A 12,179-nucleotide genomic window follows, 5' to 3' on the forward strand; every position below is an offset into this window, starting at 1 on the left:
ACACGATGAGCGATAACGGCAAGCAGCAGGGTCCGGACAATGGCGGCAACAGCCCCTGGATGAAGAACCTGCTGATCTGGGTTGGCATTCTTGCTGCGTTGGCGTTGTTCGTCACGTTCTTCGACAGCCGCAACACGCAACCCGTTGGCAACACGATCCCCTATTCGACCTTCCTGGACAAGGTTCAGGCAGGCGATGTGAAGGAAGTGAACATTGCCGTCGGAACGGGCGCGATTACCGGCACCACCGGCGAAGGCAAGTTCCGCACGAACAATCCCGGCGATCCCAAGCTGGTCGATACGCTGCGTGCCAAGGGCGTGATCATCAATGCCCGGCCGGAGGAACAGGCATCGGTCTGGGTGATCCTGCTCTATCAGTCGCTGCCGTTCCTGCTGTTCCTCGGCATCGCCTTTTTCGTGCTGCGCCAGATGCAGAAGAATTCGGGCTCGGGTGCGATGGGCTTCGGCAAGAGCCGCGCTCGCCTGCTGACCCAGAAGGAAGGCAAGGTCACGTTTGACGATGTTGCCGGCGTCGATGAAGCGCGCGAGGAAGTGCAGGAAATCGTCGACTTCCTGAAGGATCCGTCGAAATTCGCCCGGCTGGGCGGCAAGATCCCGAAGGGTGCGCTGCTGGTCGGCTCGCCCGGTACCGGCAAGACGCTGCTCGCCCGCGCAATTGCCGGCGAGGCGGGCGTGCCCTTCTTCACCATCTCCGGTTCGGACTTTGTCGAAATGTTCGTCGGCGTCGGCGCCAGCCGCGTGCGCGACATGTTCGAACAGGCGAAGAAGTCGGCGCCGTGCATCGTCTTCATCGACGAAATCGACGCGGTCGGTCGTTCGCGCGGCGCGGGTCTGGGCAACCAGAATGACGAGCGCGAACAGACGCTCAACCAGCTGCTCGTCGAGATGGACGGATTCGAGGCGAACGAAGGCATCATCATCATCGCCGCGACCAACCGCCCCGACGTGCTCGACCCCGCGCTGCTGCGCCCGGGCCGCTTCGACCGTCAGGTCGTGGTGCCGCTGCCCGACATCGAAGGCCGCGTGAAGATCCTGCAGGTCCATATGAAGAAGGTGCCGCTGGCGCCCGATGTGGATGCGCGCGTGATCGCCCGCGGCACGCCGGGTTTCTCGGGCGCGGATCTCGCCAACCTCGTCAACGAAGCGGCGCTGCTGGCGGCGCGGCGTGGCAAGCGGCTGGTGGCGAGCAGCGAGTTCGACGAAGCGCGCGACAAGGTGCTGATGGGCCCCGAGCGCCGCTCGATGGTGATGAACGACGACGAAAAGCGGATGACTGCCTATCACGAGGCGGGCCATGCGCTGGTGTTCCTGCACGAACCGGCGTCGGACCCGATCCACAAGGCGACGATCATCCCGCGCGGCCGCGCGCTGGGCATGGTGCAGCCGCTGCCGGAACGCGATTCGTACAGCTATCACCGCGACAAGATGCACGCGAACCTCGCAGTGGCGATGGGCGGCCGCGTCGCCGAGGAACTGATCTTCGGCTATGAAAAGGTCTCCTCGGGCGCCTCGGGCGACATCCAGTCGGCAACCCGGCTGGCGCGTGACATGGTGACGCGCTGGGGCATGTCCGACGCGGTCGGCCCGCTCGAGCTCAGCTATTCCGAGGACAGCTATCTCGGCCAGTCGGGCGTGCGGCGCGTGCCGATGTCGAACGAGACGGCGCAGCTGATTGACGACGAGATCAAGCGGCTGGTGGAAAGCGGTCTGGGCCGCGCCCGCGACGTGCTCACCACCCATATCGACAAGCTGCACCTGCTCGCCAACGCGCTGCTCGAGTTCGAGACGCTGACCGGCGAGGAGATCAAGCGGCTGGTGTCGACCGGCGAAGTGGGCCGCGAGGACAATGCCGGCACCCAGACGCAGGTCGCACCGGGCGGCACCTCCATCCCCAAGACGCGCCGGCCCAAGGGCCCGTTCGGCAATCCGGCGCCGCAGGGGGCCTGATACCGCTTGGTCCGCAACCGGACGCGATGGTTTGAAACGCTCCCGGATGGTCACATCCGGGAGCGTTTTCGCGTTCGGTCCCGCCTCGCCGCGGTGATCGCCGGTGCCCTGATGCTGGCGGCCGCGCCCGCATCGGCGATGACGGTCGCCGAATTCCTCGCGCGCGCCCATGCGTTGCGGGCACAGGGGCCGCTGGCGCCGCTGTCACCCGATATGGTGCTGCTCCGCCGGGAAGTTTTGCGGATCGCCGCGGCCTATCGTGCGGATCTGGCTGCCGCCCGCGCCGCCGGCCGAACCCCGCACAGCTGCCCGCCGCACGATCCCTATTTCGGCATGACGGCCAGCCAGCTGATTGCCGAGCTGGAACGCATCCCTGCCGCCCGGCGCGGTATCAGTTTGAAAACGGCGCTTTACGCGATGATGCGCCGGCGCTTCCCGTGCCGGGTGCGCCTCACCCCATCATTCCCATCAGCGCCAGAATCGCGAGGAACAGCGTCGCGATAATCGAAATGAAGCAGAGCAGCACCGCGGTCCGCAGGATCGCCGATCGCCAGCGCAGCCCATAGGCCTGTTTCAGCTGCCGGCAGATATGCACCGGCGGCACGACCAGCGCGACGACCCCGATCACATCGCTGGAAACACCCACCGCCCCGGCTAGCGTCAGCACGATCAGGAACAGCGACATCGCCGCGATCGAATAGGTCACGAACACGGCATGGTCGTACATCTTGTACTGCCGCTTCCAGAAGAACAGCAGCCAGACGAACGGCAGCGACAGCACGATCAGCAACCAGGAAAATTTGTAGATGCTCGACTGCAGCTTGTAGAGCATCAGCGACGGGTTCTGCTGCCACTTCTCGATGCCATGGTCGAGCGTGTGCCACCCGGTATGCCCGTCGAACTCGCTGGTCACCTCGACATTGTTGAGGCCGCCCAGCGCCTTTTTGAGCGTCGCAAGGTCCGCATCCGCCTTGGCGATGTCCTGCGTATATTCGTCGCGGTCGGGATCGTCCGCCGCCAGCTTGTCGCGCTTGGCAACGGCGCGGGCGCGCGCCTCTTCGCTATGCTTGATCGATTGCTCGATCGCGGCCTTTGGCCGGGCGTTCACATTGCCCAGATCGGTCGGCGTCGAAATGCCGAGGATCTGGAAGATCGCGAACATGGCGAAGACCGAGAAGAGGAACATCGCCATCGGCGACACGAACCGCGCCCGCTCGCCGGCGACGTAGCGCCGGGTCAGGTCGCCCGGCCGCCAGGCAAGCAGCGGCAAGGTGCGCCACATCTTGCCTTCGAAATGGGCGACGCCGTGCAGCAGTTCGTGCCCGATCGCGCCCAATGAGCGATGGACATGGCCCGGTTGTCCGCATTCGTGGCAATGCGGGCCGATCAAGGCGGTCCCGCAATTGAGGCAGATCGTGCCATGGGATTCGCCATGCGCCTCGCCCGCACGCGGCTCGATCGTGCGGCCGAGCAGGCCCCCCATCACCAGTTCGCCGGCTGCGTCTATTTCCCCCATGGCGCGCAAGGCTATCAGCTTTGGGTCATCCGTGCTAGCGACCGGCGCATGGCAGACATAGACACGCTGGACACACAGATGCTGATCGCCGATCTGGGCCGCCGCGCCCGCGCGGCCGCTTCGGTGCTGGCGGCGATGCCGAGTCCTGCCAAGGCGCAGGCGCTTCGCGCTGCTGCTGCTGCCATCCGGGCGGCACGACCTGCCATTCTCGCCGCCAATGCCGAGGATATGGCAGCGGGCCGGGCCAATGGCCTGTCCGATGCGATGCTCGACCGGCTGCTGCTCGACGACAAGCGCATCGAGGGCATGGCTGCCGGTGTCGAGGCGGTGGCGGGGCTCGACGATCCGGTCGGCCGGGTGATCGACGAAAGCACGCGGCCCAACGGGCTTGTGCTGCGCCGGGTCCGCGTGCCGATCGGGGTAATCGGCATTATCTATGAAAGCCGGCCCAATGTGACCGCCGACGCCGGCGCGCTCTGCCTGATGTCGGGCAACGCGGCGATCCTGCGCGGCGGGTCGGAGGCGATCCGCAGCAATCGTGCGATCCATGCCGCGCTCGCCGCCGGGCTCGCCCAGGGCGGCGCGCCCGCCGATGCGATCCAGCTGGTGCCCGTCACCGATCGCGCCGCCGTGGGGGCGATGCTGACCGCCGAGGGCCTGATCGACATGGTCGTGCCGCGCGGTGGCAAGGGTCTGGTGGCGCGGGTGCAGGCGGAGGCGCGGGTGCCGGTGCTCGCCCATCTCGACGGGATCAACCACAGCTATATCGACCGCGCGGCCGATCCGGCGATGGCGTGCACGCTCGCGGTCAACGCCAAGATGCGGCGCACCGGCATTTGCGGCGCAACGGAGACGCTGCTGATCGACCGCGGCTTTGCCGACCCCCGCCCGATCCTGTCGGCGCTGATCGAGGCCGGTTGCGAACTGCGCGGCGATGCGGCGGTGCAGGCGCTTGATGCGCGCGTGATGCCGGCGACCGACGAAGACTGGGATACCGAGTATCTCGACGCGATCCTGTCGGTGAAGCTCGTCGATGGCGTCGAGGGTGCCATCGCGCATATTGCGGCGCACAGCTCGCACCACACCGACGCGATTGTGACCGAGGATGCCGACACTGCGGCGTGCTTCCTGAACGGCGTCGACAGCGCGATCGTGATGTGGAACGCCTCCACCCAGTTCGCCGATGGCGGTGAATTCGGGCTGGGCGCGGAAATCGGCATCTCGACCGGCCGCCTTCACGCGCGCGGCCCGGTGGCGCTGGAGGGGCTCACCACCTATAAATGGCTGGTGCTTGGGACGGGCCAGGCGCGGCCTTGAAGCACTGAAGCGCGAAGCGTAGACTCGTGTCATGAACAAGCCTGCCAAAATCACCACCGAACTCGACGCCGCGACGCTGGCGATGGTGGAGCAGGTGGCTGCCTGGCAGGGTCGTAGCGTCGCGGCATTTGCTGCCGAGGCAATCCAGCGCGTTGCGGAGACGGAAGTGGATTACCGCGCTTTCGTTCAGGAGGGCATCGACGCAGCGGACCGCGGCGATGTCGTACCGCACGCGCGGGTGATGGCGGAACTCGATGCGATGATCGGGCGGCATCGGCAGCGATGCCAGAATTAGTCTGGACCACGCCGGCAGTCAGCGACCTTCAGGCAATCGACCTCTGGCTTTCGGAGCATCGGACCCCGGAGCTGGCGGAGCGTCGCCTTGGGAAGCTTCGCGAGCGTGCCGAGTCCTTGACCCGATTTCCGCATTTGGGCCGTCCGGCGGGTATGGGTGCGGGTATACGCATTCTCCATGTGCATGAAACGCCGTACGTGCTCCTCTATCGACTGAAAGACGAGAGGCTAGAGATCCTGCGTATCCGCCACGAACGCGAAGACTGGCTCGTCGCTCGTTGAAACGCATCGGTCTTCTCGGCGGGTCGTTCAATCCGGCGCATCGCGGGCATCGGCGGCTGTCGCTCCATGCGCTGCGTGCGCTCGACCTCGACGAAGTGTGGTGGATGGTCTCGCCGGGCAATCCGCTGAAAGACAAGGCCGGCATGGCGCCGTTCAAGGCGCGGATCGCATCGGCGCGGGCGATGGCCCGGCATGCGCCGATTCGGGTGACCGCCGTCGAGAAGCGCCTCAAGACCCGCTACACGGCCGATACGCTCACCAAATTGCCCCGCCTCTATCCCAATCATCGCTTCATCTGGCTGATGGGCGCCGACAATCTGGCGCAGTTTCACCGCTGGGAGCGGTGGCGCCATATCGCGCGACAGGTTCCGATTGCGGTTGTGGCCCGTCCGGGTTATGATCGCCCTGCCCATGCAAGTCCTGCAATGGGTTGGCTGCGGCGCGCTGTGCGGCCCGCAGGCCAGGCGAAACATTGGACGCGATGGAGATTGCCGGCACTTGTGCTGTTGCGCTTCCGCCCCGATCCGACTTCGGCAACGCGCCTTCGGGCTGCCGATCCTGCCTGGCACCGGCGATTCCTCGGCACTCTTCGGGATACGGAGATGAAGGGTCCGACGCCGTCTCCATCACTTGGCACAGACAGTCGCTAGACTAGGAGCAACCTTGGCCACATCCCCCAATATGCTGCGTTCGCCCGATGCCGATGGCGTCGCAGCGCTGCATAGGCTCGTGCTCACCTCGCTGGAGGACGATCAGGCGGTGGAAACCGTTTCGATCCCGCTCGCCGGCAAGAGCAGCATCGCCGATTACATGGTGATCGCATCGGGTCGTTCGACCCGGCAGGTCGCCTCGATGGCGATGAAGCTGGCCGACAAGATCAAGGCCGACCAGGGCCGCACGCCGCGCGTCGAGGGCCTGCCCACGGCCGACTGGGTGCTGATCGATGCGGGTGACGTGATTGTCCACCTGTTCCGCCCCGAGGTCCGCAGCTTCTATAATCTGGAGCGGATGTGGTCGTTCGGCGAAGCGGGTCAGGCCTGATCCGCTGAACTGCCGCCGCGCCGGACGCCCTTCATGCTGCTGCACATCGTCGCGCGCGGCCGGATCGGGCGCAGCCCGGAGGCAGAGCTGGTCGACCGCTATCTGAAGCGGCTCACCTGGCCGGTGCGCGTCACCGAAATGCCCGACACCGGCGGCAAGATGCCGGCTGTCGCCCCCGGCACCCGCATCGTGATGCTCGACGAACTGGGCGAGAACCTGCCCTCGCGCCTGCTGGCCCAGCGGATCGGCACCTGGCGTGACGACGGGGTGCGCGAATTGCGCTTCCTGATCGGCGCCGCCGACGGCTTCGACGATGCCGACCGCGCCCAGGCGGACCTGCTGCTGTCGTTCGGCAAGGCTACCTGGCCGCACATGCTGGCGCGCGCGATGCTTGCCGAGCAACTATGGCGGGCGGCGTCGATCCTTGCCAACCATCCCTATCACCGTGAAGGCTGATCCATGGGACCGGCACGCAGCCTGATCCTGCTGGGTGCGCTCGCCGGAATCGTGCTGGTCGCCGCGCTGGGCCGTGCCGCGCCGGATCCGGCAGCGGCGCAGGGCCAGCGCCTGCTCGCCGCGACCGCCGATGCCAAGGCTGCCGAGGCGCGCGCCCGTGCGCTGGAGCGAGCCGCTGCGCAGGAGCGCGATCAGGCCGCCCGCGCGCGCGGTGAGGAAGCTGCTGCCGCCGAGCGGATCAAGGCGGCCGAAGCCGATCTTGCCGCCGCACAGGCGCGGATTGCGATTCTCGATCGGCTGGTCGCGCGTCAGCGGACGCTGCTGGCGGAAAAGCAGGGGCCGGTGCTGCGCCTGCTGGCGGCATTGCAGGCCATGGCGCGGCGGCCGCCGATGCTGGCGCTGGCCCAGCCCGGCTCGACCGAGGACATGGTGCATGTCCGCGCGGTGCTGGCGACGGTGTTGCCCGCCGTCCAGGTGCGCAGCGCGGGCGTGCGTGCCGATCTCGACAAGTCGCGCGGGCTGCGCGACGCCGCCGCGCGGGCGGTGGCGGAACTGCAGGCAAGCCGTACCCGGCTCGAACGTCAGCGGCTGGCGGCGCTCGATCTGGAGGCGCAGCACCGCCTGCGTTCGGTGGCGCTTGGCCGCAGCGCGCTTGCGGAATCGGACAAGGCACTGGCGCTTGGGGAACAGGCGCGCGACCTTGCCGGGCAGATGGAGCTGCGGGAAACCGCCGCGCAGGTGCAGGCGGACCTGATCGGGCTGCCCGGTCCGCTTCCGCGCCCGGGTACGGCCGTCGCCCCGGCGCTGCCGGCCTCACCCTATCGCCTGCCCGTCGCGGGCCGGCTGGTCACCGGTTTCGGCGCGTTGTCCGATGCCGGGGTGCGCGCGCGCGGACTCAGCTTCGCCGTCGCTCCGGCAGCACCCGTTACGGCACCGGCGGCGGGCACGATCGCCTATGCCGGGCCCTTCCGCGACTATGGTGGCGTGGTGATCGTCGACCATGGCAAAGGCTGGACCAGCCTGGTGTCGGGGTTGGGCACGGTCGCGGTGCATGTCGGCGAGCGGGTCGGGCAGGGGGCCGCGCTCGGCAAGGCGTCAGCGAACGGCGATCCGCGTATCACCGTGGAGCTGCGCCGCCGTGGCCAGCCCATGGACCTGACCCAAATGCTCGACTGACAGCTAGTGCAAAAGCCGTTATCGTCTGGCAGACAAGCTTGCATGCCTTTCCGGAAAGTTCCTTGATGCTGCGTCCGTTTCTTCAGGTTACCGCCGCCGTTGGCGCGCTCGCACTCATTCCCATCACGTCCGGCGCCATGGCCGGGGTCGACACCAGCAGCTACCGCGAGCTCGACACGTTCATGGAAGTCTACAACCAGGTGAAGGCGAATTACGTCGACAAGGTCGACGACAAGACGCTGGTCAAGGGCGCCATCCAGGGGATGCTCGCGGCGCTCGATCCGCATTCGAGCTATGCCGACGGGCTGGATTTCGACAATCTGAAGATCCAGACCGAAGGCAATTATGGCGGGCTGGGCCTGACCGTGACGCAGGAAGACGGCGCGGTGAAGGTGATTGCGCCTGCCGACGACACGCCCGCGGCGCGCGCGGGTATCAAGCCTGGCGACTTCATCACCCATCTCGACGGCAAGTTCATCGTCGGCGGCAGCCTTGACGAGGCGATCGAGCAGATGCGCGGCCAGCCGGGCACCAAGATCACGCTGACGGTGGTGCGCCCGGGTGCGCCCAAGCCGCTGCAATTCACCCTGACCCGGGAGATCATCGTCCAGAAGCCGGTGAAGTGGGACGTGAAGGACGGTGTCGGCATCATCCGCATCACCACCTTCACGGCGCATACCGGCGGCGACACGGCGCTGGCGATCCAGTCGATCGACAAGAAGCTGGGCCACAAGCCGCTCGGCTATATCGTCGACCTGCGAAACAATGGCGGCGGCCTGCTGACCGAGGCCATCGGCGTGTCCGACGTGTTCCTGAACCATGGTGAGATCGTCTCGCAGCGCGGGCGCGAGAAGACCGATATCGAGCGCTATTATGCCGAGAGCATGTTCCCGGGCGATCTCGCCAAGGGCTTGCCGGTGGTGGTGCTGGTCGATTCGGGCACGGCCTCAGCTTCCGAAATCGTTGCCGGTGCGTTGCAGGACCAGCACCGCGCACTGGTGATGGGCGTGCGCAGCTTCGGCAAGGGATCGGTGCAGACGATCCTGCCGATGGGGCCGCGCGCGGCGCTGCGGCTTACCACCGCACGCTATTACACACCGTCGGGCCATTCGGTGCAGGAAGGCGGGATCAAGCCCGATATCATGGTACCGCAACTTTCCGATCCCGATTACAAGACGCGCCCGGAATTGCGCGAAGCCGATCTGCGCCGGCACCTGATCAACCAGGAAAAGGTCGATGACGGCACGCTGGAACAGGACAGCAAGACCGATCCGCGCTTCTCGGCGACTGCTGACGAGCTGAAGAAGAAGGGCATCGACGACTTCCAGCTCTATTACGCGCTGCAGACGATCGGCCGGCTTGGGCCGAAGACCGGTGTGGCGAGCAAGGGCAAGTGACGATGCCGCGTAACGGAACCGGGCTCGCCCGCTGGATCGCGCTGCTGCTGCCGGCGGCGCTGCTCGGCGGTGCGATCGGATCGCAGCTGTTCGGGCTGGTGCCGTGCGAGATGTGCATGTGGCAGCGCTGGCCGCACCTCGCCGCGATCGTGGTGGCGCTGCTGGCGTTCGTCGTGCGGGCGCCGCTGCCGTCACGGTTGCTCGTGCTGCTGGCGGCGGTGCTGATCGCGGTCAGCGGGGGCATCGGCATTTATCATGCCGGTGTCGAATATCACTGGTGGCAGGGCGTCACGGCCTGCACCGCCACGTCCGCGCAGGGCTCGCCGATGGACGTGCTGAACGCCGCGCTGCGCCGCCCGCTCATTCGCTGCGACGTTCCGCAATGGACGCTGTTCGGTATTTCGCTGGCAGGCTTTAATGCCCTCTTTTCGCTGGCCGGTGCCGCCACCATCTTCGTGCTGGCAGCAGGAAAGCCGGTACGATGAGCTGGAAGCCGGGCGATCGACGCGAAGACACCGCCACCATGGTCCGGGTGGATCAGGCGGGCGAATATGGCGCGACGCGCATTTACGCCGGACAATTGGCGGTGATGGGCGATCGCACGACGGCGGCGCGTACGATCAACGGCATGGCCAATCAGGAAGAGCGACACCGCGCCTTTTTCGACGCGATGATCGCCCGCCGCGGCGTGCGCCCGACTTTGCTCCAGCCCTTCTGGAATGTCGCCGGCTTTGCGCTGGGCGCTGCAACCGCAGCCATGGGGCCGCAGGCGGCCATGGCCTGCACCGCCGCGATCGAAACCGAGATTGACCTGCATTACCGCCAGCAGCTCGATCAGCTCGGCAGCGACGATCCCGAGCTCGGCGAGGCGGTCGCGCGGTTTCGCGATGAAGAGATCGAGCATCGCGACACTGCGATTGCCGCGGGTGCGGAGAGCGTGCCGGCCTATCCGTTGCTTTCGGGGCTGATCCGCGCGGGCTGCCGCGCGGCGATTGCTCTGTCGAAGCGGATATGACAGTCGGGGTTCAGATATGCGCGGGTATGACAGAATGCGGGCTGCGAGGAGAAATGCCATGCTGAACAGGATTGCGTTCGCCGCCGCGGCCGTTGCGGCGCCGCTGCTGATGCCGGCAGTTGCTCATGCGCAAAATGCCGCGCAGAACGGCGTGCTGGTCATCTATGGCAACGACAAGTGCCCGACCAACAAGAATGGCGAGGAAATCGTCGTCTGCCAGCGCCTCGACGAGGCCGAGCGTTTCCGCATCCCGAAGAATCTGCGCGAAGACAGCAGCGCGCCCCAGAAGCGGGAGAGCTGGGCCGTACGGTCTGAGGATGCGCTGAACAGCGGCGCCTTCGGCATAGGCAGTTGCTCGACGGTGGGTGCGGGCGGCCAGTCCGGCTGCCTTGCGCGGGAGATTACCCGCGCCCGCGCCGAGCGTCGCATGCAGAAAGAAGCCGAGACCAATATTCCGCTACCCTGAGGCGGTCTGACGCGCCGGGCGGGTGATCCAGTCCGGCGCCGCTCTCGCGACCATGTCGGCGATCAACCACAGCATCGCGACCGTGCGGACGCTGGCGGCGATCATCACATCGTGCGGCGTGGCATAGGGCCAGGCGCCGTCCATGCCGGCGAACAGCCAGAATTCGGCGAAATAGGCGCAGACATCGCCGATCACGAACAGCATCAGCGGGGCGAAGCGCGGCGCCGTCATCACCAGCAGCGGATAGAGCCAAAGGTCGAACTGGGGTGAAAGGACCTTGTTGGTCAGCATGAACCAGGCAAGTACCGGCGTGAACAGCACCCATGGCCGCGCGCCATGCTTGCGCCAGCCGATTCCGATAATCGCCGCTGCGCCGGCCAGAAACGCGATGCCGACATAGAGGTTGAGCTGCGCGACCGTCGGCACCCAGATATTCTGATAGACCAGCACGCCCCAGATCGATGCCGCGGTCGGCGTGCGGCTCTGCGAGAAGCGGTAGAATTCCGACCAGTTCTCCGGTGCCGCCAGCGCGACCGGCAGGTTCACCGCCGACCATGCGCCGATGGCGGCGCCCGTACAAGCCGCAGCCCGGCCGATCCGCGCGCGCCAGGACTGGCCCGGCGCGAACAGCGCCGCCAGACCGATCAGCGGCAGCATCAGCACCGGGAACAGCTTGGCGGCAGTACCCAGGGCGGCAAGGGCTGCCGCCAGCACCAGCCGGTTTCGTCGGGCCGCCAGCATCGCCGCTACGGCGAGCGCGCAGGCGGCCAGATCCCAGTTATGGCCCACATACAAGACCAGCGGTGGCGCCGCCGACCACAGCCATAGCCGCGCACGGTCCATCCCCGCGCGCCAGAACATCGCCAGGATCAGCCCGGCGAGCGCTGCATTCGCGGCCGTCACCACGCTCAGGAACAGGGGCGCATTGGCGGCGCCCCCCGCCAGCCGGGTTATCGCGCCTTCGATCCATATCTGCGCGCCGGTCAGCACGGGATATTCCATCGGCGTCTGGAAATAGGGGATCAGGCCCCGGTCGACATGGCGCGCCTGCCAGAAGGGCATCGCATCACTGTAGCAGCCGGTGGTGTACTGGATCGACGCCACCCAGCCGTTTGCCGTGCAATGCGCCTTGAATATCCAGCCGAGCAGGCATGTGATCGCCAGCCCGATTGCAGGTGCCAGCCATTGTCTGTCGGCCCGAGCCGCCATCCCCGCTCCCCTTTCAGCGCCTGCTTAGCCAGCGCGCCGGCCG

General features: G+C 66.8%; 15 protein-coding genes. 13 read left to right on the forward strand and 2 right to left on the reverse strand.

All coding sequences use genetic code 11. The features are described 5' to 3' along the window. Positions 1-5 precede the first annotated feature (5 nt). Both ftsH and ACT53K_RS09600 read left to right on the forward strand, forming a co-directional pair. A complete protein-coding gene (ftsH, locus tag ACT53K_RS09595; RefSeq protein WP_476228399.1) occupies positions 6-1,967 on the forward strand; it encodes an ATP-dependent zinc metalloprotease FtsH in 1,962 nt (653 codons plus the stop codon). A 6-nt stretch (positions 1,968-1,973) separates the two neighbouring features. After that, entirely contained in the window at positions 1,974-2,471 is a 498-nt protein-coding gene (locus tag ACT53K_RS09600; RefSeq protein WP_476228400.1) for a hypothetical protein, read from the forward strand. On the opposite strand, the gene ACT53K_RS09605 is transcribed toward ACT53K_RS09600, so the two are convergent. Next, a complete protein-coding gene (locus tag ACT53K_RS09605) occupies positions 2,419-3,483 on the reverse strand; it encodes a DUF3667 domain-containing protein (protein WP_476228736.1) in 1,065 nt (354 codons plus the stop codon). The two genes, ACT53K_RS09600 and ACT53K_RS09605, sit on opposite strands and share 53 nt — an antisense overlap. A 48-nt stretch (positions 3,484-3,531) precedes the next feature. Between ACT53K_RS09605 and ACT53K_RS09610 the strand changes: the two genes are divergently transcribed. The 11 genes from ACT53K_RS09610 to ACT53K_RS09660 all read left to right on the forward strand — a co-directional run bounded on the left by ACT53K_RS09610 (position 3,532) and on the right by ACT53K_RS09660 (position 10,927). Next, a complete protein-coding gene (locus ACT53K_RS09610; RefSeq protein ID WP_476228401.1) occupies positions 3,532-4,800 on the forward strand; it encodes a glutamate-5-semialdehyde dehydrogenase in 1,269 nt (422 codons plus the stop codon). A gap of 31 nt (positions 4,801-4,831) precedes the next feature. Further along, entirely contained in the window at positions 4,832-5,095 is a 264-nt protein-coding gene (locus ACT53K_RS09615) for a CopG family ribbon-helix-helix protein (RefSeq protein ID WP_476228402.1), read from the forward strand. Beyond that, on the forward strand, positions 5,083-5,376 hold the full coding sequence (locus ACT53K_RS09620; protein ID WP_476228403.1) for a type II toxin-antitoxin system RelE/ParE family toxin: 294 nt from the start codon (positions 5,083-5,085) through the stop codon (positions 5,374-5,376). The genes ACT53K_RS09615 and ACT53K_RS09620 overlap by 13 nt, the downstream gene beginning before the upstream one ends. Continuing rightward, positions 5,373-6,026: a nicotinate-nucleotide adenylyltransferase gene (locus ACT53K_RS09625; RefSeq protein WP_476228404.1), complete on the forward strand. Its 654-nt coding sequence runs from the start codon at positions 5,373-5,375 to the stop codon at positions 6,024-6,026. The genes ACT53K_RS09620 and ACT53K_RS09625 overlap by 4 nt, the downstream gene beginning before the upstream one ends. 31 nt (positions 6,027-6,057) lie before the next feature. Then, positions 6,058-6,417, forward strand: coding sequence for a ribosome silencing factor (gene rsfS, locus ACT53K_RS09630; protein ID WP_476228737.1), 360 nt, complete (start codon positions 6,058-6,060; stop codon positions 6,415-6,417). Positions 6,418-6,450: 33 nt separating this feature from the next. Then, positions 6,451-6,873 (forward strand): 23S rRNA (pseudouridine(1915)-N(3))-methyltransferase RlmH, encoded by a 423-nt coding sequence (locus ACT53K_RS09635; RefSeq protein WP_476228405.1) that lies wholly within the window; start codon positions 6,451-6,453, stop codon positions 6,871-6,873. Positions 6,874-6,876: 3 nt separating this feature from the next. Next, positions 6,877-8,049: a murein hydrolase activator EnvC family protein gene (locus tag ACT53K_RS09640; protein WP_476228406.1), complete on the forward strand. Its 1,173-nt coding sequence runs from the start codon at positions 6,877-6,879 to the stop codon at positions 8,047-8,049. A gap of 65 nt (positions 8,050-8,114) precedes the next feature. Beyond that, on the forward strand, positions 8,115-9,446 hold the full coding sequence (locus tag ACT53K_RS09645) for a S41 family peptidase (RefSeq protein WP_476228407.1): 1,332 nt from the start codon (positions 8,115-8,117) through the stop codon (positions 9,444-9,446). A gap of 2 nt (positions 9,447-9,448) precedes the next feature. Next, entirely contained in the window at positions 9,449-9,931 is a 483-nt protein-coding gene (locus tag ACT53K_RS09650; RefSeq protein ID WP_476228408.1) for a disulfide bond formation protein B, read from the forward strand. Continuing rightward, on the forward strand, positions 9,928-10,461 hold the full coding sequence (locus ACT53K_RS09655; RefSeq protein ID WP_476228409.1) for a demethoxyubiquinone hydroxylase family protein: 534 nt from the start codon (positions 9,928-9,930) through the stop codon (positions 10,459-10,461). Before ACT53K_RS09650 ends, ACT53K_RS09655 begins: the two co-directional genes overlap by 4 nt. Positions 10,462-10,519: 58 nt before the next feature. Continuing rightward, positions 10,520-10,927 (forward strand): hypothetical protein, encoded by a 408-nt coding sequence (locus ACT53K_RS09660; protein ID WP_476228410.1) that lies wholly within the window; start codon positions 10,520-10,522, stop codon positions 10,925-10,927. Here the strand turns inward: ACT53K_RS09660 and ACT53K_RS09665 are convergent. Next, a complete protein-coding gene (locus ACT53K_RS09665) occupies positions 10,919-12,136 on the reverse strand; it encodes a hypothetical protein (protein WP_476228412.1) in 1,218 nt (405 codons plus the stop codon). The genes ACT53K_RS09660 and ACT53K_RS09665 overlap by 9 nt on opposite strands. Positions 12,137-12,179 lie beyond the last annotated feature (43 nt).

The organism is Sphingomonas sp. DMC8, from assembly GCF_056314185.1.